The sequence below is a fragment of the Enterococcus sp. 2201sp1_2201st1_C11_2201SCRN_220225 genome, assembly GCF_040925905.1.
GTDB lineage: Bacteria > Bacillota > Bacilli > Lactobacillales > Enterococcaceae > Enterococcus_C > Enterococcus_C asini_A.
The window spans coordinates 14,255-39,353 of the sequence record NZ_JBCOJC010000002.1 but is presented as its reverse complement, the minus strand read 5'-3'; the positions used below and the strand labels follow the sequence as shown (position 1 = coordinate 39,353).

General features: G+C 40.4%; 27 protein-coding genes. 25 read left to right on the top strand and 2 right to left on the bottom strand.

The window, feature by feature from the left end:
* A partial coding sequence (locus tag AB5754_RS01045; RefSeq protein ID WP_368259437.1) for a terminase small subunit occupies positions 1-321 on the top strand: 321 nt, incomplete at its 5' end.
* Positions 306-1,574 (top strand): PBSX family phage terminase large subunit, encoded by a 1,269-nt coding sequence (locus AB5754_RS01040; RefSeq protein WP_368251189.1) that lies wholly within the window; start codon positions 306-308, stop codon positions 1,572-1,574. The genes AB5754_RS01045 and AB5754_RS01040, both read left to right, overlap by 16 nt.
* A 157-nt stretch (positions 1,575-1,731) precedes the next feature.
* Here the strand turns inward: AB5754_RS01040 and AB5754_RS01035 are convergent, their stop codons facing one another.
* The gene (locus tag AB5754_RS01035; protein ID WP_368259436.1) at positions 1,732-2,328 is read right to left on the bottom strand and encodes a hypothetical protein; all 597 of its coding nucleotides are present in this window, start codon (positions 2,326-2,328) and stop codon (positions 1,732-1,734) included.
* Positions 2,329-2,379: 51 nt separating this feature from the next.
* Here AB5754_RS01035 and AB5754_RS01030 point away from each other — a divergent pair, with 51 nt between their 5' ends.
* The 22 genes from AB5754_RS01030 to AB5754_RS00925 all read left to right on the top strand — a co-directional run bounded on the left by AB5754_RS01030 (position 2,380) and on the right by AB5754_RS00925 (position 21,565).
* Positions 2,380-3,891, top strand: a complete 1,512-nt coding sequence (locus tag AB5754_RS01030; RefSeq protein ID WP_368252429.1) for a phage portal protein — start codon at positions 2,380-2,382, stop codon at positions 3,889-3,891.
* Positions 3,863-5,281: a phage minor head protein gene (locus AB5754_RS01025; RefSeq protein ID WP_368252430.1), complete on the top strand. Its 1,419-nt coding sequence runs from the start codon at positions 3,863-3,865 to the stop codon at positions 5,279-5,281. The genes AB5754_RS01030 and AB5754_RS01025 overlap by 29 nt, the downstream gene beginning before the upstream one ends.
* Before the next feature lie 4 nt (positions 5,282-5,285).
* Positions 5,286-5,492: a hypothetical protein gene (locus AB5754_RS01020; protein WP_271858407.1), complete on the top strand. Its 207-nt coding sequence runs from the start codon at positions 5,286-5,288 to the stop codon at positions 5,490-5,492.
* Between the two features lie 59 nt (positions 5,493-5,551).
* Complete coding sequence (locus AB5754_RS01015; RefSeq protein WP_368252431.1) at positions 5,552-5,869, top strand: hypothetical protein; 318 nt, start codon at positions 5,552-5,554, stop codon at positions 5,867-5,869.
* 256 nt (positions 5,870-6,125) lie between these two features.
* A complete protein-coding gene (locus tag AB5754_RS01010; RefSeq protein ID WP_368252432.1) occupies positions 6,126-6,722 on the top strand; it encodes a phage scaffolding protein in 597 nt (198 codons plus the stop codon).
* Positions 6,723-6,740: 18 nt separating this feature from the next.
* On the top strand, positions 6,741-7,670 hold the full coding sequence (locus AB5754_RS01005) for a capsid protein (protein ID WP_368252433.1): 930 nt from the start codon (positions 6,741-6,743) through the stop codon (positions 7,668-7,670).
* A gap of 2 nt (positions 7,671-7,672) precedes the next feature.
* A complete protein-coding gene (locus AB5754_RS01000) occupies positions 7,673-8,023 on the top strand; it encodes a hypothetical protein (RefSeq protein ID WP_368252434.1) in 351 nt (116 codons plus the stop codon).
* A gap of 33 nt (positions 8,024-8,056) precedes the next feature.
* Positions 8,057-8,590, top strand: a complete 534-nt coding sequence (locus AB5754_RS00995; protein WP_368252435.1) for a hypothetical protein — start codon at positions 8,057-8,059, stop codon at positions 8,588-8,590.
* 9 nt (positions 8,591-8,599) lie between these two features.
* Positions 8,600-8,926, top strand: a complete 327-nt coding sequence (locus AB5754_RS00990; protein WP_368252436.1) for a phage head-tail adapter protein — start codon at positions 8,600-8,602, stop codon at positions 8,924-8,926.
* Positions 8,926-9,327 (top strand): HK97-gp10 family putative phage morphogenesis protein, encoded by a 402-nt coding sequence (locus AB5754_RS00985; protein ID WP_368252437.1) that lies wholly within the window; start codon positions 8,926-8,928, stop codon positions 9,325-9,327. Before AB5754_RS00990 ends, AB5754_RS00985 begins: the two co-directional genes overlap by 1 nt.
* A complete protein-coding gene (locus AB5754_RS00980; RefSeq protein ID WP_368252438.1) occupies positions 9,327-9,713 on the top strand; it encodes a hypothetical protein in 387 nt (128 codons plus the stop codon). The genes AB5754_RS00985 and AB5754_RS00980 overlap by 1 nt, the downstream gene beginning before the upstream one ends.
* Before the next feature lies 1 nt (position 9,714).
* Positions 9,715-10,335 (top strand): hypothetical protein, encoded by a 621-nt coding sequence (locus tag AB5754_RS00975; protein ID WP_368252439.1) that lies wholly within the window; start codon positions 9,715-9,717, stop codon positions 10,333-10,335.
* A gap of 13 nt (positions 10,336-10,348) precedes the next feature.
* Positions 10,349-10,582: a hypothetical protein gene (locus AB5754_RS00970; protein ID WP_368259435.1), complete on the top strand. Its 234-nt coding sequence runs from the start codon at positions 10,349-10,351 to the stop codon at positions 10,580-10,582.
* Positions 10,579-11,097 (top strand): hypothetical protein, encoded by a 519-nt coding sequence (locus AB5754_RS00965; RefSeq protein WP_368259434.1) that lies wholly within the window; start codon positions 10,579-10,581, stop codon positions 11,095-11,097. Before AB5754_RS00970 ends, AB5754_RS00965 begins: the two co-directional genes overlap by 4 nt.
* A 68-nt stretch (positions 11,098-11,165) precedes the next feature.
* Entirely contained in the window at positions 11,166-11,417 is a 252-nt protein-coding gene (locus tag AB5754_RS00960) for a hypothetical protein (RefSeq protein WP_368251340.1), read from the top strand.
* Positions 11,407-13,560, top strand: a complete 2,154-nt coding sequence (locus AB5754_RS00955) for a phage tail protein (RefSeq protein WP_368251339.1) — start codon at positions 11,407-11,409, stop codon at positions 13,558-13,560. The genes AB5754_RS00960 and AB5754_RS00955 overlap by 11 nt, the downstream gene beginning before the upstream one ends.
* On the top strand, positions 13,553-14,293 hold the full coding sequence (locus AB5754_RS00950) for a phage tail protein (RefSeq protein ID WP_368251338.1): 741 nt from the start codon (positions 13,553-13,555) through the stop codon (positions 14,291-14,293). Before AB5754_RS00955 ends, AB5754_RS00950 begins: the two co-directional genes overlap by 8 nt.
* A complete protein-coding gene (locus AB5754_RS00945; RefSeq protein WP_368251337.1) occupies positions 14,275-17,058 on the top strand; it encodes a phage tail spike protein in 2,784 nt (927 codons plus the stop codon). The genes AB5754_RS00950 and AB5754_RS00945 overlap by 19 nt, the downstream gene beginning before the upstream one ends.
* Positions 17,058-17,591, top strand: coding sequence for a CHAP domain-containing protein (locus tag AB5754_RS00940; protein ID WP_368251336.1), 534 nt, complete (start codon positions 17,058-17,060; stop codon positions 17,589-17,591). Before AB5754_RS00945 ends, AB5754_RS00940 begins: the two co-directional genes overlap by 1 nt.
* 6 nt (positions 17,592-17,597) lie before the next feature.
* Entirely contained in the window at positions 17,598-20,171 is a 2,574-nt protein-coding gene (locus tag AB5754_RS00935) for a BppU family phage baseplate upper protein (RefSeq protein WP_368251335.1), read from the top strand.
* Positions 20,172-20,236: 65 nt separating this feature from the next.
* Positions 20,237-20,677 (top strand): holin family protein, encoded by a 441-nt coding sequence (locus AB5754_RS00930; RefSeq protein WP_368251334.1) that lies wholly within the window; start codon positions 20,237-20,239, stop codon positions 20,675-20,677.
* A 12-nt stretch (positions 20,678-20,689) separates the two neighbouring features.
* Positions 20,690-21,565: a GH25 family lysozyme gene (locus AB5754_RS00925; RefSeq protein WP_368251333.1), complete on the top strand. Its 876-nt coding sequence runs from the start codon at positions 20,690-20,692 to the stop codon at positions 21,563-21,565.
* 49 nt (positions 21,566-21,614) lie between these two features.
* Here AB5754_RS00925 and AB5754_RS00920 read toward each other — a convergent pair whose 3' ends face one another.
* A complete protein-coding gene (locus tag AB5754_RS00920) occupies positions 21,615-22,841 on the bottom strand; it encodes a LysM peptidoglycan-binding domain-containing protein (protein ID WP_368251332.1) in 1,227 nt (408 codons plus the stop codon).
* A gap of 439 nt (positions 22,842-23,280) precedes the next feature.
* Here AB5754_RS00920 and AB5754_RS00915 point away from each other — a divergent pair, with 439 nt between their 5' ends.
* A complete protein-coding gene (locus AB5754_RS00915) occupies positions 23,281-25,098 on the top strand; it encodes a transcription antiterminator (protein ID WP_368259433.1) in 1,818 nt (605 codons plus the stop codon).
* The last annotated feature ends 1 nt before the right edge of the window (position 25,099 follow it).

Sequence of the window (25,099 nt, the reverse complement as noted above, 5' to 3'; positions counted from 1 at the left end):
GTAATAATGGTGCGTCGGTCTTACGTCGAATTCAAAGACATGGATCAAGTGGATGGCTCATTAATTCAGGAGGTCAAAAAGGGTAAGGACGGTATTTCTATCAAGTTAGTTGATAAGCAGAAGGCACTCTTAGAAGTCTTGAAGAGAATTGAAAATACCGAATCGCTTAAAACTACCTTGCTTGAAAAACAAATTCAGAAAGCGGAAGCGGAAATACTTAAGCTCAAATCGCAAAGTAGTGATAGTGATAAAGAACTAGAAGAGGACGGTTTCCTTGAAGCGCTTGAGGCAGAAGGTGATGAGTTATGGCAGGAAGAGTAAAGAAGCCAGTCTTCAAATTCAAGCCTTTCAGCAGAAAGCAAAAGCAAGTTCTTACTTGGTGGACAGCTAAGTCTGCGGTGAAGGATAAGGACGGAATCATAGCGGACGGTGCCATTCGAAGTGGCAAAACAATTTCAATGTGCCTTTCCTATGTAATTTGGGCTATGTCATCTTTCAGCAATCAAAACTTTGGGATGGCTGGTAAAACGATTGGATCTTTTCGTCGGAATGTTCTGTTTTGGCTGAAGCTCATGCTAGTGTCTCGTGGCTATCGGTACAAAGATCACCGTGCAGATAATCTACTAGAAGTTACCCGCGGAAATGTTACCAACTATTTCTATATTTTCGGGGGGAAGGATGAACGATCCCAAGACCTCATCCAGGGAATTACGTTAGCCGGCATGTTTTTCGATGAAGTTGCCTTGATGCCGGAATCTTTCGTCAACCAAGCGACTGGACGTCTGTCAGTGGATGGTTCTAAGATGTGGTTCAACTGCAACCCGGATGGTCCATATCATTGGTTTAAGACCAATTGGATTGACAAGCAGGCTGAGAAGAATCTGGTCTATCTCCATTTCACGATGGATGACAATCTTAGCCTTTCCGAACGAATTAAAGCCCGCTATCGCTGCATGTATTCAGGAGTTTTCTATCAGCGATACATTTTAGGGCTATGGACGGTAGCGGAGGGAATCATCTACGACATGTTTGACCAAGTTAAGCATTGCTATGATGCAATGGTGGATTTTATTTTTGGTCAGACCTATATCTCTATCGACTACGGTACGCAAAATGCGACCGTTTTTTTGTTGTGGCAGAAAGGGAAAGATGATATTTGGTATTGCACAGATGAATTTTATTATTCTGGGCGAGACAGTAACAAACAGAAGACTGATTCAGAATTTGCTGATGAATTAGATAAGTTTTCTAAGGGAAGGAACATTAAAGCGGTTATCGTGGATCCATCCGCTGCTTCTTTTATTGCTGAAATAAGTAAACGTGGGTATTTCATTCAAAAAGCTAATAATGATGTTTTGGATGGAATTCGTTTTGTGGGATCACTACTGAATGAAGGAAAAATTGCCTTCAGTCATTCATGCGAGAACACTTTGAAAGAATTTAGTGCTTATATTTGGGATGCTAAAGCAGTAAATCGCGGAGAAGATAAACCATTAAAAACAAATGATCATGCCATGGATGCTGTTAGGTATTTTTGCTATACAGTACTTAAATCGAGCGGATGGCTATATTAGGAGGAGAAGAGGATAGATGAAAAAATAATTTCAATCTAAAAGGGAATGTAAAAACAAGTAAAACCCTCCAGTCTATTGAGAGTAAACTGGAGGGGGATTTCGAATTATTGCAGAGATTCTTTATCGTAATTAGTTGTAGAATTTAAAGAAATAACTTTTACAAATCCAGAAATGATTCATCTACTTCTGGAATTTCAAGGTTTGTTTGGAGTACAGAATATGACCTTAAAGAAACATCTATTTTCCTTTTAAACTTGCGGCGGCTACTAATTATTTCAAATTTTACTTTATTGGGTAATGGATTTTTATAGAAAAAAACGAGCGTTCCCAATTCTACAGAATATGGAGGAATCACTATAGGCGGTAGTAACTTAGGAACTTGGTTAAAATCATAGGATATTTCTATTGAATCTCCAACGAGAGTTTTATTTGTATTTTTTATTGTTACCTTATAAAAACTTCCGGTTTGGTCAGAATAACGAATTTTTGCTTCATTTTTAATTCTAAATTCGGTGATTGTAATGGGAGTACTACTCTTATTGATAAGAAGTACATCAACAAATAATCTATAGTCATCAAAGATATAGCGATCAGGAAAATCGTAATTGACCCTATCAGGTTTCATTTCACGAGTCTTTCCTGTTAATTCTATTTTCAACTTTGCTCTTTGGGACCAAGTTGAAAAGTAAAAAGTGACTAAAGAGATACCTAATGATAAAAAAGGCAAACCGTATTTGATCATATTATCAATCATATTATCACCTCGCTTCCAACAAAAATTATACCAAAGAAAGGAGGTCCATCCTTGGACGATCCAAAGTATTTTTTATCAGAAGACCCGAAAGTGTTAGCAACCGCACTAAAACGGGTAATCAGCCATGACCGCATGGCTTCGCATAAATCAACCATGAGGACTGCTGTGGAATACTACAAATACAAGCACGATATTTTAAATTACCGGATGTTCTACTTGGACAATGAGGGCAAGATTCGCGAGGAAGTATCCCGTAGCAATATAAAAATCGCTCATCCATTCTTTTTAGAGTTAGTAGACCAAAAAGTTCAATACCTGCTATCGAATCCGGTAGAAATCAAGACTGAACAAGCCGGATTGCAAGAACTCCTTGATGAGTATATCGACGAAGACTTCCAAGTTATGCTGCAGGAAGTAGTGGAAGGGGCCAGTCTAAAAGGCTATGAGTATATCTACACCAAATTAACGGATGATCGCCTTCAATTCCAGGTATCGGATAGCTTACAAACTATCGAAATATATAACAATGACAATCAGCTAATTGCTTTTGTTCGCTATTATGATGTGCCCATTTATCGTGAAGGCAAAACGGTAATTGTGACCAGGGCCGAAATTTGGGACAAAGAAAAGGTGTGGTATTTTCTCTCAAAAGGTGATGTCATGCAGACTTTTGAGGTTGATAAGCGCATTAAAGTGAATCCGGTCTATTATGACACGATTGTCAAAAAGGAAACCGGTGAAATTTACGGCCGTTCTTTAGGTTCAGCCTTGGATATGCCGGAATTCATTCCCTTCCTACGTCTTGAAAATAATAAGTACAAGACAACTGATTTAGAGCCTATCAAAGCCTTGATTGATGATTATGATTTGATGGCTTGCGCTTTGTCTAACAATCTTCAGGATTTTGACCAGCCTTTCATCGCTGTAAAAGGTTTCCCTGGAGACAATTACGAGAAGTTAATCAATAATTTGCGCAGTCGTGGTGCTGTGGGGGTTGGGGAGAATGGTAGCCTTGATGTCCATACTGTTGATATTCCTGTTGAAGCCCGCAAAGCAAAATTGCAGGTGGACAAAGAAGGCATTTACAAATTCGGTATGGGCTTTGATAGTTCTCAAGTGGGCGATGGGAACATTACCAATGTTGTGATTCAGTCTCGCTACACCTTGTTAGATCTTAAATGCAATAAGATGGAGGTTCGCCTTCGCAAATTGATTAAGCGAATGTTGGAGCTGATTGTGGCTGATATCAATCAGCGTCATAAGAAAGCATACGATACTAGCGATATCGAAATCATCATTACCCGGGATACGATGGTAGATGAGACTGAAAATGCTAATCGAGAAAAGACGATTGCAGAAACTCGGCAAATTGAACTGGATACAGTTTTAGAAGCCGCTAGTCGCTTGGATGATGAAACAGTCCTGAAGAATATCTGTGAGTTAATGGACTTAGATTTTGAAGAGGTTCAGAAATTGCTTGATGAACAGGATTATGTGGAAGAGCCGGAATTACCGCCTGAGGATGTGATTGAGGATGGTCAAGAAGAACAAGTATCAGCTTGAAATTGAGAAAATACTCGACAGGTCTGAAAAAGATTTAGCCAAGGATTTGCAATCTCTCTATAAAAGTTTGGCTTCTGAAATCACTAAGGACATTGCCCAGCTACAGAAGGAAATTGATACTGACGATAAACATTGGAAAAAGCTACAGAAAGAACGTCTGGAATCTATCAGAGCTTCTATGTACCAACAGATTAATCAGGTAGAAAAACAGGAAAAACAGTCCCTTTGGTCATTTTTGAAGCATCAAGGAGATACGGCTTTTAATGCTTTATTTTATGAGTTCGAAATGAGCCAAAAAATACCCTTAAGTTTTGCGATGCTAGCAGATAAGCAACTAGAAACAATTATTAACACTCCTGTAGCAAGTCGTAAACTTTCAACTCGACTAAAAGGCAATGCCACCAAGATGAAAAAGAATATGAATCGCGTTCTTGTTCGCGGCTTTGCCAAAGGGTTATCCACTGAAAAGATGGCTTTGCAGATTTCTGAAGTTGGCGGTGCTTCTTATCGTCGCTCTATGAACATTGCCAGAACAGAAGCTGGACGAGTTACTGGTGTTACTACTCAAAAATCGCAACAGGATGCGATTAGTGCTGGTGCCCGCATCAAAAAGAAATGGGTATCTACGCTAGACGGTAGCACTCGTCACACTCACCAGCAATTAGATGGTCAAGTCCGGGAAGTGGATGAGTATTTCGAGATTGCCGGGAAGAAAACTCTTCAACCGCATATGTTTGGCCGTGCTGAAGAGGATTGCAACTGTAGGTGCATTGCTATTTCAGTGATCAAGGGATATGAACCTAAGCTTCGACGGGATAATGAGTTAAAAGAGGTTATTGAGTACAAGAATTATGAGGAATGGCGGAAAGCTGCTAGTGCAGATCCAGCACGGGGAAATAAAGTGACTGCTACTAAACAATCTGCTACAAATAAAGTTGAATTTAAAATGATTAGCGATTTTGTTAATCCTAAAGTTGTACCTAAAACATTCGATGAATTTTTGGATATAAAGTATAATGATGTTGAGGGATATAGGCGCTTATCAGACCAAATTTTTGTTGGACGCCATATTCGAGAAGGAAAATGGCATACAAAAATTAATGCTGAAAAGCAGAATGACCATTTGGAATCTACCGCCAAAGAAGGCAAAAGTTACTTTTTATCCGATATTAACGTACAGGCTTTGCTGATTGAGTATGCAGGTACTGGTAAACTTGAAAGAACTGCGAAGGGGAAAAGGCGTAATGTGGAGTTTATCACTACAGATCGTGTAATTGGTTATGATGTTAGCTTGTTAGACGGCTCTATCATTCCTGTGACAAATTTTTATATACACTATTCCTCTGGAAAAACGGTAAGGACGCATTTGGTACCTACAAGAAAGAAGTGATGATATGAAGGACTTGAAGAAGTATTACGGATACTTTGAAAAAGATGTTTTAGTTACCACAGATGACGGTATTTTTACCGGAGCGGTAGTTGATATCAGAACTGCGGCGAATAATCCTGAAGACAACGTAGATGCTTTCATTATTCGTGTAGAGTACGATGATGTTTATATTCCTTGTACCGATATTAAAAAAATCGAATTAGTAAAATAGCACCCAGTCATGAATGTGATTGAGTGCTATTTTTGTACCCAAAATTAGGAGGCTAGATAATGAAAGACTGTTGTGAAGCTGTTTTACATTTAAATGTAAAGCCGGGAATGGCCGACGTTTACAAAAAGGCAATTGAATCAGAGAACTCAGAAACTCGTTGGCGCAGAAATACCATTCTTGATAGAGAAGGCAATATTAAAAGTAATAATCTAGAACCAGAATGGAACGGTGTCTATGCTTGTGTTGCCATAGATGGATTAGCACTCACGATTTCGTTAGTTTCCCACACAGCCAAGAATTTGAAACAAGTCGTTGATTGGTATGAGAGAGTCGGGTGTACGGTGATTCGGACTGATTACAAAGGGACAAGGGTATGAGATTAAAAATCTTTCTTTACTTGCTTATCGTTTTAAAACTAGGCATCTATCTACCGTCCTTTTACTATCTAGGACGGAAACCTACATTGAGTAATATTTGGCATTACTCTAAACAATACCGTCTATAAAGTCCTAGTGAGGGCTTTTTATTTTGTCCTGGATTACGACGTAAAACTGGTACCGCACTGATCCAGCAGTATAACTGGAAACCCAAAGCGGAACCGACCGCTATAAACAGGTATGGGAGGAAAACACAATGGAATGGATTAAAACGATTTTGGCAAAACACGTTAAGGAAGATGGAACTGTTGATCTTGATGCCGCCAACAAGGAAATTGATGCGGAATTCTCAAAAAATGCGGTGCCAAAAGAAAAGTACAATAACGTGTCTAGTCAGCTGAAACAGGCCAATAGCACTCTGAAGGATTTGCAAGAAAAAACAAAGGACAATCCGGATGCCCAGAAGCTCTTGCAAGCTGAACGAGATGCCCGTGAGAAAGCGGAAAAGGCTTTGGCCGATATGGAAGTATCAATTCAAGCTAAAGATGCCTTGACTGCCGCTGGTGCCAAGGATATCGAGTATACCATGTTTAAACTTGGTGATTTGGAAGTTGATAAGGATGGCAAAGTGAAAGACCTTGATAACAAGGTGAAGGATCTTCAAAAAAATATGCCAGATTATTTTCAAACAAAAGATGATAACCAGGATCAAAAAAATGGTCAAGATAATCCTTTAGATGGTTTTCAGCGTGTTGGCGCTAAGCCAGGTGAAGGAGACTCTTCGGGAGCAAATGAAGCACAAGCGATGATTGATGCTTTTATGTCTGATGTACCAACTCCACAAGCAAAATAATAGAAAGAAGGAATTTTAATGCCAGCAGTAGTAAACTATGCCGAATCCTATCAACAAGGATTACAACAACGATATGCAGCAAACGGCTTGCTGTACACACAAAAATTATGGAGTTCTCCATCTAACGGGAAACTGAAGTTCACCGGTGCCAAAACGGTAAAAGTACCAAAACTTTTAATTAAAAATGGTCGTAAGGATCGCACCCGTCGAACCATTACTGCCGTTGATGCGAACTACGAAAACCAATGGGAAGAATATACACTGACCAACGAGCGTTACTGGTCTACTTTAGTTGACCCATTGGACATTGATGAAACTAACCAAGCAGTGTCCATCGCAAATATCACTAAGGTTTATAACGACGAAGAAAAAATTCCTGAAATGGATAAACAAATGGTTTCTACTTTGTTTGCCCGTAAAAAGGCTCTATCCCCAACTGCTGGAATCACTGAAATTGCCATCACTAAGGATAATTTCTTGGAAACCTTTGATGCTATGATGACTGCCATGGATGAAGCAGGCGTTCCTACTGAAGGCCGTTCGATTTTCTGTACTCCAACGGTTCGGACTATGGTGAAGAACTTGCAAGCATTCTCTCGAACGGTACCTGTTCAAAACAGCACTGGTGAGATTAACCGGATTATCAATCGCTTAGATGATGTGACGATTGAACCAGCCATTCCATCTGAACGTATGAAGACTTTGTACGATTTCACTACAGGAGCAGTCGCTGACCCCACAGCCCAACAAGTACATTTCTTCTTGATCTACATTCCGTGTATGGCGGCACCTCAAAAATATAGTTTTGTAGGCTTGGACGCACCATCTGCGGCTAACTCTGGTAACTACTTGTACTATGAACAATCCTATGATGATGTTTTACTATTTGAAACCAAGCACGAAGGATTAGCCTTTGCTGTTGAACCTGCAGCTGCGGGGGGTGAATAAGCATGAAAGTTAGAAAGGAAAATCGTATTTTAACAGTTGATGAGACCGACAAAGCCTTTTATCTTGGTGAGGGCTATGATGTCGTGGAGTTAGACGAGAAAAGCAAGACTTATAAAGTTGTTGAAGCAGCCACTGGCGGTAGAACATACTCGGTTGCTGAATACAATGCTCTTAAAGCTGAAAATGATGCCTTGGTCGCTAAGGTGGCCGATTTGACTGCACAATTGGAGGTTGTCAAAAGCACCGATATGTCTCGCGATGAAATCAAAGCCGCCTTGACTGAAAAAGGCGTTGAATTCAAAGGAAATGCTAGTAAGGAAGATTTGAAAAAACTTTTAGAGGATAGCAAATAAGCTGTCCTCTTCTTTTTTGAGAGGAGACAGCCCATGATTATTACTCTTGAGGATGCTGAAAAAATCTATCCAGATATTACCCAAGTTGATTTGGATGGATTGGAAAAAGCAATTCGGGAATTGACAAACAACCCTTTTCAAAATCGGTCAGTTCGCTTTTGTCATCTGCGTTTTGAAGGTGAAACAACTGTTATTGTCTTTGATGAGGTTGAAGGACTGCGAAGTGGAGATACTATCCAAATTTCTGCTAGTAAATGGAACAATGGTCTCTATGTAATCAAAGAAATTGCTGGGAATACTATTACTCTTGATGGTAATCCAAGGCTTTTCACTGGGAATGATAAAGAAGCTTACCTCACAAAGGTAGAATATCCAGCTGATATTCTCGCTGGTGTTCGGAAGCTTTTGAAATACGATGCTCAGATGGCCGATAAAATGGGTTTGAAGTCGAAATCTGTCTCCAGAGTGTCTGAGACTTATTTTGACCAAAATTCAGGAGAAACTATCAGTGGTTATCCGGCAGCAATGATGTCTTTTGTGGACAAATATCGCTTGCTGAAATGGTAGGTGGCGATTATGAAAGCTTTGCCGTTTGAAATCCTTCGAGAAATGGACACTGGGGAAGTCGATGAAAGAAACCACCCTATTTTAGCGTTTAAGAGCGTTCAGGTTGTGGATGGGTATTTAGACATGATTACGGGTAGCGACGAGCAGACCTATCAAAATTCGCTCCTTGCTTCCAGTCAGCAGGTCTTTATTACAGACGGGATTCCGGATGAAGAAATCCTGACTACTGACCGTATTAAAAATCCAAGAAATGGCCAAGAATTTGAGATTACTTTTGTGGATGACATTATGGAACAAGCTGACCATCTAGAAATCTACTGCAAGAGGTGGACTTAATGGTGTTTCGAGATCACTCACAAGAAGCGAAAGATGCAATTCAACAGGCTACAGTTCGTTGGCTATTCGAGGCCTGTATTTTAGTCCAGGGGCAGGCAATCCTGCTAGCTCCCACCCAGACAGCTAGACTGAAAGGCTCGATTGATTACCAAGTCGATGAGGGAGAATTAGTTGGCTACGTTGGAACGAATGTAGAATATGCCATCTATGTAGAGTTCGGTACTGGTGAATTTGCTGAAAATGGCCGTGGTAGAAAAGGCGGTTGGGTCTACCAAGACCCATCTGGTGAGTGGTTTTTTACTTGGGGCCAAGAACCTCAACCTTATTTGCGTCCGGCATTTCGTCAAACTAGAAAAGAGATTGAATCCTTAGCGAAGGCAATCTTCGGGGAGGAGATTTGATGAACGACAGAATCAAGGTGATCAATTATCTGGAAGAACTTTTCAAAGAAGTCAATCCGGAAAGTTATTACCTGAAAAATACGCAAAAGAAAGTCATCTATCCGTATCAAACATTTTCTCTGACAGGTGAGCCTATTCGGTTCACAGGTCAGGGTTTTTATATTGATGTGGATATTTTTGACAATAATAAGAGCAGTGACGTGGATTTATTGAAAGCTGTATCGGCCATGATAGAGAAGTTTCCGGACCGGGAACCATTTCATCAATTGACGGATGAGTTCTTAGTTCAGATTGAATATCGAAATGATAATCCAATCCCTACTGGCTCAGATACCCTTCAACGCCACACTATCCAGCTCTATTGCAAAATTGATTGGAGGAAATAAAATGACGATTACAAGTGAAACATTACCTAAATCGGGTTATTCAAAAGATACACCGAAACGGTATTTACTAAATGCTGGCGCCTTAGTTCGCAACCTAGCCTGGGATGGCACAGCAAAGAAATGGTCTTATGATGTATTGGGTGCTACCAGCGGCGGTTCAAAATTGTCTCTTAAAAATAATCTGCGCCAAGTCGAAGTTGATGGTGTGTTTACCACTCCAGTTGGCGGTGACATGATTGAATCCAGCGAGGGGACCTTCGAAATCAACGTGATTGAACACACCCGAGATAACGTGAAAATGGCACTGTTTGCTGAAGTAACCGAATCAACCGGGACGGACTATCCAGAAGGCTACGATGTGATTAAGCCCAAACAAAAAATCGAAGAAACAGACTATATTAACAATTTAGGCTATATCGGAACACTTAGCGGTTCAGACTTACCCGTGATTATTATCATGGATCATGCAATTTGTACTTCAGGCCTCGAATTAGAAGTGAAGGATAAGGCAGAAGCCATCTATCCGCTCACTTTTGCTGCAAGAACACCAATTGATGATATTACCAGCACGTCGTTGCCTGTTAGAATCTTGATGCCTAAAGAACCAGAAGTAGAGGCATAGAAAGGAGAATTTCATGAAGTACAAGGTGATTTATCCTTTTATTGAAAAAGGTCAGAAGTATTGGATTGGCGATATTTATACCAATGACGATCCAAAACGGATTAAACAGCTAACTACCAAAAACAACAATCTAAAACGCGTCTTGATTGAACCAATTAAAGAAGATGTCGTCAAAGAAGAAAGCATCAAAACCAAGCGCCAAGTGGATGGCGCACCAGAAATCAAAAAGGAGACTGATGCCAAATGAGCAAACTAACTGAGGTCGAGCAACAAGCATTAGCAGTCAAAAAGGCTGAAAAAGAAAACAAAATTAAAGAGCGCCTGTTGGGCTATTCGATGCGAGAATTAGAGGCCAATGATGTTTTTAAAATTATCGAAATCATCAATATCTTGAATGTTACGGATCTGGTTAATGACTTCTTGCAGAAAAAAGACATTGCGAAAATCAAATCTCAAGAAGCAAAAGAACTGGCGATTGTTGCTGGTGGTAAGGATGAGAAGCAAAAAGAAGCCTTGGCCGATCAAATCAAAGATATTCAGGAAGAAATTTCTGCCCAGAGCTTTGATCTTGTTGGTAAAGCAGTGAAATATATCCTGGCTAACCACAAAAGTATTAAAACAGAGTTAAATAGCTTATTGGCAGACTTGACAGGTAAAACTCCAGAAGAAATCGGCAAAACAAATATTGTTACTTATGCTTTGTTAGTGAAGGATTTTTTCTTAAAGCCGGAATTACGCGAAGTATTCGAATTGCTTTCTTAATTGAACGCTACGGTGGACTACATAAATTTAGAGACACACTATTCAAAAGATATAGTGATGTCTCTTTTTTGTTGTCCACGATTCGTTGGCGTGATTTCCCAGACTTCTTGAACACGATGTTCGATGAAATGACCGATGAAAAATTATGGTCGATGTACATTGGAAATCCACTGGTACAAAAAACGTCGTATATCGAATTCAAGGAACAAATGATGGAAAAAGCCAAGCCAAAAGAACAAGTCGAGTCTGAATCTCAAAAAGCTGCTGAATCTGCATTGAGGATGTTAGAAAAGTTTGGGGGTGACGACTTTGGCATTTAACGTGTTTGAGCTTTTCGGTACGATTGGTGCCGACAACAAAGAAGCCAACGACGCCATCGACGAAACCACTGGTAAGGCTCAAAAGTCTGAATCAATCTTCAGCAAACTTGGTAGCGGCTTGAAAGTTGTCGGTGCAGGCATGGCAGTTGCAGCAGGTGCTGCTGGAGCAGCCGCTGTTGGATTAAGCAAACAAGTCGTTTCTGCTTATGCTGACTATGAACAGCTGGTTGGTGGTGTAGATACTCTATTTGGTAAAGCCTCTGAGAAAGTCCAAGGTTTTGCTGATCAAGCGTACCAAACCGCCGGGATGTCGGCCAATGAGTATATGGAGACAGTAACAGGATTCTCCGCGTCTTTATTACAATCCCTGGGCGGAGACACTGCTAAAGCTGCAACTGTAGCTGACCAAGCAGTTATTGATATGGCCGATAACGCCAATAAAATGGGCTCTGATATCACCAACATACAGAATGCCTATCAAGGTTTCGCCAAGCAAAATTACACTATGTTGGACAACCTTAAACTAGGTTATGGAGGAACCAAAGAGGAAATGCAGCGACTTTTAACAGACGCTGAGAAAATTTCAGGGATTAAATACGATATTTCTAGTTTTGCCGATGTCACGGAAGCAATCCATGTGATGCAAGAAGAGATGGATATCACAGGCACCACCGCAAAAGAAGCCACTGAAACAATCAGCGGTTCGATTGCTGGTATGAGTTCTGCTTGGACAAACTTATTAGCCGGTATGGGAAGTGCCGACGCTGATATTGGCAAGTTGGTTAATAATCTCGTGGAGCAATTCGGCTATGTGATTGACAATATCACACCAGTTTTAGGGAATATTGTGACTGCATTACCACCTCTTTTAGATGGGATACTAAATGCGATTGGTGATCTATTGCCAACGTTACTTGCTGCAGTAACCGATTTGTTTACCCAAGTCTTACAGACCTTGTTGGTGCTTTTACCTGAACTAATTCCAGTTGTAGTTGATACATTGATGACCTTAATTCAAACGATCATTGATAACTTGCCAATGTTTATTGATGTGGCCATGCAAATTGTGACGGCTCTAGTTATGGGACTTGCTACAGCGATGCCAACATTAATTCCTGCAACGGTTCAAGCAATCATTACGATCGTGCAAGGATTAATTGCCAACATGCCAATGTTATTGAATGCGGCTTTGCAATTAATCACAGGATTGGCTCAAGGGCTGATAACTGCTTTACCAATGCTGATTGCCGCATTACCAACAATTATCAATAGTCTGGTAAGCTTCTTTATTAACTCAGTTCCACAAATCATCAATGCAGGAATAAAACTATTAGTTGCCTTGGTTGAAGCTTTGCCTACGATTATCCAAGCAATTGTAAAAGCCATTCCACAAATCATCACTTCGGTAGTTCGGGCGTTCAGTGATGCAACACCGCAATTGATAAAGGCTGGTATTACTCTATTTATCGCCTTGATTGAAAACTTGCCACAAATCATTATTGCTATTGTGGGGGCAATTCCGCAAATTATGTTGGCGATTATTGACGGCTTCTTAGGCTATCTTGGTGAATTAGGAAATGTCGGCTACAAGCTGATTACTGGTTTTATCGATGAATTCACGTCTGTTGATTGGCTAGAAGTGGGTGTCAATATCATTTCTGGTATCGGCAAAGGGATTTCCAACTCTGCCGGAGCATTATGGGATTCAGCCAAAAAAGTCATGGGAGGCTTTAAAGAGAATGTCTTGAGTTTCTTTGGCATTCACTCGCCATCAAGATGGGGCCGTGATTTTGTCGGGAAATGGATTCCTCTTGGGATTGCCGGTGGTATTGAAGATGAAGGCGATTCTATTCAAAATGCTATGGACACCATTTCAGAAAAATTGACATTTAACACGGATAATTTAGGTACAGGAATTGATGTGAATCAAGTTGTCCCTGCTGCAACAACGGCAACTGATGATACTGAAAATGAGTCCGAAACTAACAAGAAAAAGCTTGGCGATACATTTAATATCACTCTGCAAGCACTAGGTGAATTATCCGATGTCCAATTGATGGATATGGCTAGACGCTTGGTTGTATTCATTCAAGAGTTGAGAGAACGAGATAACGATCCAAAAGGAGGGGTGTTCAATGTTTAGACCAGGACAATTTAAAATCAACGGTATTGACAGCGAAGCCTTTGATGTTTATTTAACTGCTAGACCGCAACGTGTTTCTGCTGGCCGGGTCATTGAGTTAAAAGAAAGACCTGGGAATGATTCGGTAGTGGTTGATTATGCTTATTACAAAAATGTGGAATGGAAGTTGAAGTGTGTCGCAAAGTCGAGTGACTACGAAGAAATGTACCATTTGGAAGATAGAATTAAGGCGTGGTTGGATATGTCTGACTACGCCGATTTTACTTACAATTTTGATCCTCACTATATTTACCAAGCGATTGTCGTTGAGCCACCTGTTTTCAGTGGTACTCATAAAAATGGGATGTGGACACCATTTGAGTTCAAAATCAGTTTACGACCATTTAAAATGTCAAGAACCGGCTTGAGGTGGATAAAGTGGGTCAGCAACGAGAAAAAATTAGCAAATATTGAACCTTATATCTCCAAACCTTTAATTCAGATTAAGGGTTCTGGAGATATTTCTTTTTGGGTGAACGATCATAAGTTTGAATTAATCAACGTCGGCAATGAAATACTCATCGATTCTCAATTAGAAGAATCGTATCGAATTGTGGACGGTAATTTGGAAACTCAAGACAGCAAAACGAAATTTCTTGATTTTCCCATTCTTTCTACAGGTACCAATACTTTTAGATGGACTGAAAATGTACAAGAATTCAACATTCAGCCAAGGTGGTGGACAAAAGTTTGAAACCAAGAATTTATGAGCCGACAGCAACGGATTTTAGCACCAACGGCTTAGGGATATTACGAGATTCCACTCGGGCAGATATTCGTGAGGGTGCAAATGGTGTATACGAATTGGAACTTGAACACCCGTTGCTTTCTCGATTTGCTGAATACTTCGAAAACGGCTATCAAATTAAGGTTAAACCGAATGATTCAGAAGCCTACCATATCTTTGAGATTAAGAAGACCTATAAAGATACCATTGGGAACAATATCTTAATTTATGCCCAATCTCGTACTTATCGCTTGGGCAATCGACAGGTTCAGCATGTAGAAATCGAATCTCGTAACGGTCCCGAAGCAATGCAGTTAATTACTGCTGGAATGGATGCACCTTCTGATATTGAATTGTTTTCTGATATTACCACTGTTTCCAGTACAGTTTTTGAAGCTAGAAATGTATCGAACTGTATTGCTGGTGAGCAAGGTTCTTTGCTCCAATATTGGGGTGGAGAAATTAAACGAGAACCCTTTAAGCTGTCTCTCCTAAAACGTCGTGGACGGGATAACGTGGGAGTGGTTCGGTATGGTAAAGATTTAACTGGTTTGAAAATTACTTTTGACTGGCAGTCAATCGTTACCCGTTGTCTTCCTTACGCTGACCTACAAGACGGTAATGATGGAAAAACGAAGCGTATTTACGGCAATAATGTAGATAGCGAATTAATTAGTAACTACCCAGATATTTATGCCAGACATATTCAGTTCACCGAAGAGCAAGGTGTGAAGGATTTAGAAAGCTTAAATAAAGTGGCAAGCAAATATTTCACTTCCACCAATCCCGGTATTGATAAGCCTAAAATTTCAATTGAATTAGCAATTGATAAGCTGACTGATTCTGAAGAGGCGAAAGAATTTGCCAGATTACGAAATTATGGCTTGTTTGACACCTTCAGCGTTTATCATAAACTTTACGACATTTACGTTGATGCCAAAATAACCGAAGTAGTTTACGATTCATTAAACGAAAAAACGAAGAAAATTGTGGCTGGGGATGCCAAGTTAACCTTTTATCAGCAACAAAATAATGAGTTGCGAGAGACAATTAAATCCTTGACCAAGAAAGGATACATGTCTGAATTCGTTGATTATATTACTGATTTAATCAACGGAGTAGAAGGCGGTTCTGTTTTACAGTATCCGAAAAATAAACCTCACACGACCTACTACATGGATACTGATAGTCGAGAAACATCCAAGGATGTTATTGCCATTAATAATCAAGGGCTTGGTTTTTCTCGTGATGGCTGGCTGGGCCCATTCAAATATGGATGGACTATTGATGGGGTTTTGAATGCTGACTTCATTCGAACTGGTAAGATTATTGCTGATATTTTGGAAACCTCCCTTAATGGTTTAGGAGATCAACTTCGGTTTGTTGCCGGAGTGATTCAAGCGTGGAATAACGGCAAGAAAATCATGGAGCTAACAAAAAAAGGAATGCGATTTTGGGGAGGGTCTAGCGAAATCGGTACTATTGGTACAACCGACTCCGCAGGGAATCCATTTCCGGACGCCCAGACCCCAACTCCAATCGAGGATAACGCTTTGGTTATTCGCTCTAACGGTTCCGGAAAGTATATTTTGATTTCGCCGACCGAAGGAAAAGGCTTTGTAATGCTAGGGAATGGTACAACTCTCCATTTAGGTGATCTAAATATCTATGGGAAACTATCCATCAATGGCCAAGAAGTCTACCCAGGCCAAGGCGGAGGCCCTAGCAATCCTGGTGATTGGGACGGAACCTACCCACCAGAAGTGATAACGAGCGCTGATAAGTTTGCCTGGGAACTTTGGGTGTTCCTGCTTTCCAAAGGCTATTCTAAAGCCTCGATTGCCGGAATCCTGGGGAACGTTCAAGGCGAGGTCGGCGCTGGGATGAATCCAGACACCGCTCAAGTTGGTGGCCCCGCTTACGGAATCGTGCAATGGGATGGATCGGCATATCCATTAGTCGGACCGGCTACCTATGACGGTCGTACCTATGTTACTAACCTGTTTAATGCCGCAGGAATTACTGACGAGATTTCCTCCATGAACGGCCAAGCCAAGCTTTTGGATTGGTGCATGTACAATGGCCAGTGGCTAGGGCGTGTCAATCCGACGTCGGTTTCTGGCTTTAAGACCATGACCGATCCACAAGCCGCAGCTTACACGTTTGAAGAAAACTTTGAACGTCCGGCCGCGGCACACCCAGAGCGACAAAGCTGGGCGCAAGCTTGGTATGACAAATTTAAAAACTTAACCGTGACCCAACCAAACAACGATATCGTGTCTATCGCACGTAGTTGGCTTGGTTGGTTTTATTATGTCCAACTGCATCCGTCCTCTGATTTGGGCGATCTAAAAAATCCGAACAAATCAGGTGGTACGGATTGCTCCGGTTTTGTCTGGTTGGTGCTTTACAAGGCCGGCTACCGGGTACCGGCCAATATGCAGTGGTACACCGGATCTATGACGTCGGATGCTCGAGGGAGTCATAGCTGGTTAACAGAGATTAGTGCTAGCCAGTCCCGTGCAGGCGATATCATCATTTACAACCAAGGCGACGGCGCAGGAAATAACGGGCACACAGCTATCCTGCTGGAGCCGTACAAAGGCAACGATACACAGATCATTGAGATGGGCGGAGACAGTCGCTATACCGGCGTCAATATCTCCACTATTGGATACGCGTTTGGGTCTCTTTTGAGTGGGGACCGATGCTTAGCGAGAGGAGTCAAATAATGGCATTTAATGACAAAGGACTAAACCATCTAAAAAGCCTGATTGGTCAGGCGGTAGGCAATGCCCAGTGTTACGCGGTAGCGGCCGTCTATAGTGGCGTGATGCGCGGACCTGACCTTGGTGCTGGCACCTATTATAACGAGATGGACCCAGTGGAAGGGGCGGATGTCTATTCCGCCTCTGAGATTGGCCACGCCTATCACTGGGACAAATATGGTTGGGAGGTCATAGATAATCCGGATTACAGCCAACTTAAAACAGGCGCTATCGTCTGTTTTGAGCGCTCTTTGGCTTTGAACGATACATTTACTACCCACGAGTACTACGGGCACTGTGGCGTGGTGAGGAGCTTAGAAAACGGCCTGATACAGACCTATGAACAAAAAGGAGAATCCGGTGAAATCGTGGAGCAATACGAGCGTGAATATCTAGGTACAGAGTCGATTGTCTCTGTGGTTATCCCACCAGATTTCGACGGGACACCAACGGAGTTTATCCATGGACAAGCAATAATTGATGAAATAGAGGAGTGATGATTTTTGGAATTAAACCAATTTAGAGATGTGGATTTGGTGATTGATAAAGCCAACGACAACTTTATCCAGCGGCAATTTGTCAGCCAAGGTGATTACAAAGGGCGGACGTTGACCGCTCAATTTACAAATAGCGGATTGATTGGAGAAATACCAGGATTAGCTGCTAATTTATATTGGCAAAACCAATCAAGTGGATTGACTGATTTAACAGCGTTTGAATGTATTGATAAGTTAAACAGCATTTTCCGGATTGAATATCCAGAACACATGATGACACCTGGTAAAGTAATTGCTAATATCCAAGTGATCCAGGATGGTAAAGTAACACATCTTAAATCATTTGAGCTGACGGTCCAAAAATTGGCCGGGGAAATGACCGGAATTGTTAATAAAGCGGAGTATAGTGCTTTGGTAGCTGTGTTGGCGGATGCTAATCAGTTTCGGACGGATATTGATACTCTTAGGATGGATAAGGCGGATAAAATTGCTTTGGCTGAGACAGATGCGGAAGTGGCGGAGCTTGAAAGTAGCAAAGCGGACAAAACGGCATTAGCCAATACGAATCAACAGGTATCCGGCTTGGCATCTGGCAAAGTTGACAAAGGCGGCAACGAACAAATAACCATGCCGATGTTATCTCAGCCAGTCAAAGAAGCCATGGCAGGTGGCAGTTTACCAGTCGTGGGCGATGGTGCTGTTAATACATCTAATTTAGTTGACAATGCGGTTACTCAAAGCAAAGTTGCCGATATGGCATTTAGTGTGCCAACGTTCGAATTTAGCGTACCGCCAAACATTGATACGACAGCTAAATCGATGAGTATTCCCGCAGGCAGATTTAGATTGGGAAAAAAGAGTACGCTGATAAATGCACACGAAGTTGATCTTTCTACTACTACGTGGGGGAGTTTGTTTTTTAACACATCATTAAACACTTTTACCTACACTTCACCAGCAAGCTCAAGTATAGACGAGCCAAATAATCTTTGTGTTGGTGGCATTCAATACGGAATTGTTAATAATCCAATTATCAGTTTGCCGTTTGATTTTTCTTACAATGGAGGCGCAATGCCAAACGCCTCAGTTGGTGGAATGGTAACATACGCCTTAACTGGTCAAAAAATGCAATTTGATTTTGACAATTTGACTGTCACGGTGCCAACTTTGCGGATTGTAACTAAAAATCGATCAAAATATTATACAAATGGAGCAAGCGCACAAACTTTGCCATTTGCTAATACATCAAATTTGCAAATGATAACATACGATTACGATAGTGATCAACTGCTGGTTGGTACAGTTGGAAATAACGTGCCGATAAATGGAGTAGCACTTGCGGTTTTTGATGCAACAGCCAAAATGATTACGAGTACCCTCGCTTATACGATTAACGGTGCAATCCAAGCTACAGATCAGCAAGACCAAGCAGTGTCGATTTATTGTCTAGGAAACGTGAGTCAAATCATTAGCGGAACGACGATTACTCTGGTTTTTGACAACAAATCATTACACGTGGACTCGCCATGGTTTTACGGGTTTGCAACATTGGAAAATCAAGAAATCGAGATTAAACATAACGAAACATTAGTTTTTAATTTTGTTGAGAAAAAACTAGAAGTAATTAACAGCCGTTATAATCGAGGGAAATGTTTTCCCGTAGCGTTTAATAACAATGGCATTTTGAAATATCAAAATATCAAAATTGTAGAAAAAGAAAACGACACAGAATACACTACGTATTTTCCGTCCGAAGAAATAAGATTTGATTTTAATATTGATCAAGATGCAGTGGTGGTAGAAGACGAAATCTGGATTTGCGGTTCCGGAAGCGAAGAAATAAGCGGAACTATACACCGTTTAAACAAAGTCACTTTTGAGAAATTGGGCACAATTAGCCACGGTTTAGGCCACATGGGGAATGTAGATTACAGAAATGGTTATTTGCTGGAAACCGAGGGAATCAAAATTGACGGAACAAATAATGTAGTCCCTAAATTGTTTTTTTACAAAAATCCATATGGCAAAGATACTTTGGTGCTTACAGATGACGACTGTTTTAGCATTGATTTTAACGAGGGCACAAAAATATTAGAACAGTCAATTTTGGCTCCTGGTGGAGTTTTTGGCGAAAATGATCGTATTATTTATATGATTGGATCGGCATGTATTTACAAGTTGCTTTTAGGCGTTGGCGCTCAGGATTTATCTGACCAAACGACTGACAAGTCTGACATGGATTGTTGGGGGGCTTTTGTATCAGGAAAACCAGCCGATGAGTTTAATGGCACTGCAAAAATTATTGATCGATTTTATGGCACACAAGCGGGAGTTATGCAGGGTATTAGCTATCGAAACGGGAATATCTACTACATGTCTGGATTTGACGACCTGACCTGCAAAGTCATCGAGTTCTCTAATGGATCATACCGAATCAAAGAACGGCTAACATATCTTTGGATGGATGATAATGGTGCTGCTAAACAGATTGAACCAGAAGCAGTATTTTTTATTGGCCGAAATTTGTATCTTGGCGGCCGGAATTTGGGTGACAGCTTTCTGGTCCATAGGGAAATTTAATTAGATTGGAAAAGCATGCTCAATCGAGTGTGCTTTTTATTTATGCCAAGAAAGAAGGAAAGCAAGTGGAAAAGTATTTTAACGGTATCAGTATGTTTGTTGGTCTGGCCGGTGGAGTTATCGCCGGCCTTTTAGGTGGCATTGACACGATTATGCATGCACTCATCTTTTTGATGGGGACCGATTATTTAACCGGATTAATTAAGGGAATCAAAAATAAGAGCCTGAATAGCCAGATTGGCTTTTGGGGATTGATTAAAAAAGGATTGATTTTAGTCGTGGTCATGGTGGCCGTCGAGTTAGAACGGATGACTAGTAACGCTATGCCGATCCGGGAAATCGTCATCATGTTTTATGTGGCCAACGAGGGTATCTCACTCCTCGAAAACCTAAGCGAGTTTCTACCACTGCCAGACAAGTTGAAGGATTACTTTACTCAAATCCGGGATACCGGTGACTCAAAACTGGAAAATGTCGACAAAGACGACCAAGAAAACAACCTATAAGGAGGTAGTACCATGTCTATATTAGATATCGTGGATTTATCCAACAATAACGGCTCCAAAAACATCAAGGACTATCCGGCAGATGGCTATATGTTTAAGGCCACCGAGGGCAATTACTTTACCGATAAATACTGTGACCAATTTGTCCAACAAGCTATCAAAGCTGGCAAAGTCTGGGGCGTGTACCATTTTATGGATGGCTCCCCGTGGCAAGCCCAAGCGGATTACTTTATCAATGCCACTAAAGGGTATGTTGGCAAGGGTATCTTATGCCTGGACTACGAAATGTACGGACGGCAAGGTCCCGCTATTGCTAAAAAATGGCTGGATTACGTCTATCAAAAGACTGGCGTCCGGCCAATTATTTATATGAGTGCTAGCGTGACAAAAGAGGAAAACTGGGCGGAAGTAGTCAAAGCTAACTATGGCTTGTGGGTGGCTGATTACTCCGCACCATTGGATAAACTTGGCTATTGGCCCGGCGCCATGATGTGGCAGTATACGTCAACTCCATACGATAAAAACTATTTCTATGGAGACAAAACTGCCTGGCAAAAATATGCGGCTAAAGCAAGCACCCAACCAGCACCTGAAAAGCCGTCTACACCGTCAACTGGTAGCAAGTTGCCATCGTTGGAAAGCTTGGCCACAGAGGCTGTCAAAGGCAAATACGGCAATGGCGACGCACGAAAAAAAGCTCTGGGCACTCTGTACACAGGCGTGCAAGCAATCATCAACCACCGGACAAATCCATCCGGCTTAACTACTAAAACGGTAGATATTTTAGTCAAAGAGACGCTCAGAGGCGTGTATGGAAATGGCACAGATCGTGTGGCGCGGCTGGGTAGCTACTACAAAGCAGTACAGGACAAGATTAACAAAGGGTAAAAAAATAGCCCCGGTTTTATCCGGGGCAGTACATAGACTTAATTCATATTTATCTAATCCGAATTTGCATACCTGGATACATCATATAATTATTGGGATCCAAACCATTTAAAGCAAAGATGGTATCCACTGAGACCCCCGTACGAGCTGCTATTTGATTTGGGCCTTCTCCTGATTGAACCAACGTGTAGTCCCCATCTTTTGAAGTTTCTTGCTCTGAAGACACTGGCGTTTCTGCTGCTTGAGTAACCTGGGAAGAAGAAGGTTCAGTAGGCTGTGGTTCTTCCGCTGATGACGATGCGGGTTCTGCCGCTACTTGAGGAGTGTAACTTTCCTGAACTGTTGTTTCACCTTCACTAGACGAGCTAGTAGTATCAAATGGTGGCTCTGTCAATTTAAGAGAAGCTGATTCGGTATATTGTTCAACCAAAGCCTGATCAAGGCCACCATTAAACTGCATCAATACCAGATTGTCTTCATCTACAGCCGTATAGGAGAAGAGGGCAGCAGAACTTTTTCCTAAGTCATCATAGTAAGCCTTGGTGGCGTTCAAGTCTTCCAGATTATCGAAAGTTAAAATCCGTGCATTTTTTTGCTCGTCTTCGTTATCAGTTTCAATCAAAGAAAAAATTGCCGCGTCTTTAGCCGTCATAGGCGCCATACCGAAATCATCCTTGGTCATTTTGCGTTTGTTATAAACGACTAGTGATTTATCCTCGAATTTCTTGATATAATCATCAGTCGAGGCAACTTCTTTTTCTTTAGTAGAAGAGGTAGTGGTTTCTGTAGTGGAACTTGATGCGGTGGATGAAGATTTAGTTTTAGTCTTCTTGTACGGCTGCAGAACCATTTTATTTCCTTCATCTTCATCGGTGTTCTTTTCTTTGTCAGGAGTAAAGATTACATTATCATCGTCCTTGGTTACCTTGTAGAAAATTTTGCTATTATCCTCAGTGTCGGTTAGTTTTAATTCATCTTTATTTATTTCGTATTCAAACTTGAAGTTCAGTTGTTCAACGAGTTGTTTCCCAATTTCTTCGCCTAATGCTTCCCAGCCATCTTCTGCTGAAGATTCCAGACTGGAAGTGTCCACTTTAATAGACATCACGTGATCCGAAAAAGAGACGATCATATTAGGAGTTCCTTTTTCCTTTTCAGCTTTAGAGGGTTCAACCAGCCAATCGTTCGCCTTCAAGTTCTCAGGAGTCACATAAGACTTACAACCAGCAAGTACAAAAACAACCCCTAATAGTATTATTCCCAACCACTTTTTCATAACTACACCTCAATTCAGTTTTATATAAAAAGTGTATCATAAATAAGGCAGAAATAAGGCAAAAAGTGGCATAATGTTGAACTATAGCAGATATACACACAATAGAAGAGACTTGCTAAAATCACTGATATGACAGCTTTTGAACTTGATTTGATATTTGATGAAATAACCGCTAATATCTTCGTGCTTTACACGGTAAAGCTGCACGTATCAAAGAAATCCGTCGTTAATTTTTGTTATAAAAATGACGAAAGACCATCGAGAAATCGGTGGTCTTTTTCTTTTTATCTTGTTATTGATGTTTTCTTAAGCTTTTAGCGTGTTTAAATATAATCGTTTGAAAAACTTCCTAACAAAAGGAAAATGATTTGTGTATGATACAGTTAGCAAATAAATTATAGTAAAGGTACAAGTAATCGCTTTCTTGTAGGTGGGAATCATGTTGACGTCAAATGAACAATATTTAGTTGAACAATTAGCAACAAAGGAGGGATATCATTCCTATAAATCGCTTGCTGAAGCGTTGGGAGTTTCAACACGCACAATACGCAATCTATTGCAAAATATTGAGCCATTCCTTGCTAAGAATAATCTTCATATTGAGCAAAAATATGGGATTGGTATTCGAATGGTTCAAAGCATTGGTCGTAATCGGGAGAATAGAATAATACCTCTTGTCGATTTATCGGCAATCTATCGAAGAGAAGTAATGAAGCTGTTACTTTTGTTAAATTTTCGAACAAAAACTTCTATCAATAAATTGGCAGAACAATTCTATGTTACGAAGAATGCCATCTTTTTAGATTTAAAAAGGATAGAAAAAGAATTATGGATTTACAATCTTACAGTTGTACGTGATCATGAGGGGACGAGAATAGAAGGACAACGGAAACTGATTAAACGAGCCATTATTGATATTGTTCATCAATACGGGATTTCAATTATGTATGAAAATCAAAAATATATATCTGAGTCTTTGGGTGTGGATTCTGTGGTATTATCTGCTGAATTTGAACAATTGGTGAGGGAGCTCTTAAAAGAAACCCATGACCTATACGACTATAACTTTAACTTCGACTTTTTTCAAACACTGATTATCCATTTGGTAGTGGATATAAAATTGTTTGGTAAAGAATCAGTTGAAAGTGAGAAAAGGAAGGAATTTACAAGAGCAGGTGATTATTTTCAAAGTCGGTTAGAGGAGATTTTGGGAATATTATTTAGTGAAGGTTATAATTCTAATCGATTTCAAGAATACTGTGATGCGTTCTCCATTGTTGAAATTGATGCACTTGAGAATAAAGGGACAAGCATATTGATAGAAAATTATGAAAAAATTTCTGGCATTCGACTTGTGGAAAGGGATTTACTTAAAAACGAATTAAATCGTTTTTTATATCAAAATGGGCTTAGACAAGAATACAGAATTGCAGTATTTCATCCTATGCTTAATGCATTTTTAAGTAATTATGGGCCACAGTTTGTTGCTCTAAAACTTTCTCATCAATCCAATAGCGAGATGATTTCAAAAATGACAGATGATGAGATTGCTTATGAACTTGTCTATTTTTTAATTCACTCAAGACAGTATCAGCGTGATTTTAAAATTGGAGTAAATATGCACAGTAGTGCAGAATTTTTGACTTTCCTGTTACAGAAACTGGAATCTGAATTTCCTCTATCACAATTTGAGAAAGCAACAATTTCTGAGGAATATGATCTGGAAATAAGTGTCAGCTCCTTTTGGGGGAAGAGGGGATTAGAAGAGGGAAAATCAATCGATCCAAATAATCTTCAACAATTGGAAGCATTGCGTAACCAAATTGAAGGAAGACGCGCTGAAAAATTAATCAAATGTATCGAGACTACCTTCGATTATAGAAAGGAAATGATAGCTACACTACCTAAAAAAGACAAAGAGAATGTGCTCGAATTGATTAAATCATCATTGAATAATAATTTTTCTCTATCTGATAGTGAATGGTTTGATTTAGTTGAAGAAGATAAAATCAATCCAACATTTTGGAGCGAAAAACAATCAGCTTTGCTTGTTTTATATATGTCGGAAATTACCAAGAGCGTACTCATACGATTTGACCTTCCTGCCCAAATTAGGTGGCGGAACAATAATGATTTAAGTCGTGTTAATAAAATTTATTTATTGATAAGTAATCAAATCAATGTAGAAGAATCTACCGTACTTTATAAGGTAATCCAATTTGATCGAATAATACAAAAAAATCTTAAGGAGAATTAAT

Bases quoted from the DNA above. Each gene is read 5' to 3' on its own strand.
- AB5754_RS01040 (WP_368251189.1), top strand. From the start codon at position 306: ATGGCAGGAAGAGTAAAGAAGCCAGTCTTCAAATTCAAGCCTTTCAGC.
- AB5754_RS01035 (WP_368259436.1), bottom strand. From the start codon at position 2,328: ATGATTGATAATATGATCAAATACGGTTTGCCTTTTTTATCATTAGGT.
- AB5754_RS01025 (WP_368252430.1), top strand. From the start codon at position 3,863: ATGGTCAAGAAGAACAAGTATCAGCTTGAAATTGAGAAAATACTCGAC.
- AB5754_RS01020 (WP_271858407.1), top strand. From the start codon at position 5,286: ATGAAGGACTTGAAGAAGTATTACGGATACTTTGAAAAAGATGTTTTA.
- AB5754_RS01015 (WP_368252431.1), top strand. From the start codon at position 5,552: ATGAAAGACTGTTGTGAAGCTGTTTTACATTTAAATGTAAAGCCGGGA.
- AB5754_RS01010 (WP_368252432.1), top strand. From the start codon at position 6,126: ATGGAATGGATTAAAACGATTTTGGCAAAACACGTTAAGGAAGATGGA.
- AB5754_RS01005 (WP_368252433.1), top strand. From the start codon at position 6,741: ATGCCAGCAGTAGTAAACTATGCCGAATCCTATCAACAAGGATTACAA.
- AB5754_RS01000 (WP_368252434.1), top strand. From the start codon at position 7,673: ATGAAAGTTAGAAAGGAAAATCGTATTTTAACAGTTGATGAGACCGAC.
- AB5754_RS00995 (WP_368252435.1), top strand. From the start codon at position 8,057: ATGATTATTACTCTTGAGGATGCTGAAAAAATCTATCCAGATATTACC.
- AB5754_RS00990 (WP_368252436.1), top strand. From the start codon at position 8,600: ATGAAAGCTTTGCCGTTTGAAATCCTTCGAGAAATGGACACTGGGGAA.
- AB5754_RS00985 (WP_368252437.1), top strand. From the start codon at position 8,926: ATGGTGTTTCGAGATCACTCACAAGAAGCGAAAGATGCAATTCAACAG.
- AB5754_RS00980 (WP_368252438.1), top strand. From the start codon at position 9,327: ATGAACGACAGAATCAAGGTGATCAATTATCTGGAAGAACTTTTCAAA.
- AB5754_RS00975 (WP_368252439.1), top strand. From the start codon at position 9,715: ATGACGATTACAAGTGAAACATTACCTAAATCGGGTTATTCAAAAGAT.
- AB5754_RS00970 (WP_368259435.1), top strand. From the start codon at position 10,349: ATGAAGTACAAGGTGATTTATCCTTTTATTGAAAAAGGTCAGAAGTAT.
- AB5754_RS00965 (WP_368259434.1), top strand. From the start codon at position 10,579: ATGAGCAAACTAACTGAGGTCGAGCAACAAGCATTAGCAGTCAAAAAG.
- AB5754_RS00950 (WP_368251338.1), top strand. From the start codon at position 13,553: ATGTTTAGACCAGGACAATTTAAAATCAACGGTATTGACAGCGAAGCC.
- AB5754_RS00940 (WP_368251336.1), top strand. From the start codon at position 17,058: ATGGCATTTAATGACAAAGGACTAAACCATCTAAAAAGCCTGATTGGT.
- AB5754_RS00925 (WP_368251333.1), top strand. From the start codon at position 20,690: ATGTCTATATTAGATATCGTGGATTTATCCAACAATAACGGCTCCAAA.
- AB5754_RS00920 (WP_368251332.1), bottom strand. From the start codon at position 22,841: ATGAAAAAGTGGTTGGGAATAATACTATTAGGGGTTGTTTTTGTACTT.
- AB5754_RS00915 (WP_368259433.1), top strand. From the start codon at position 23,281: ATGTTGACGTCAAATGAACAATATTTAGTTGAACAATTAGCAACAAAG.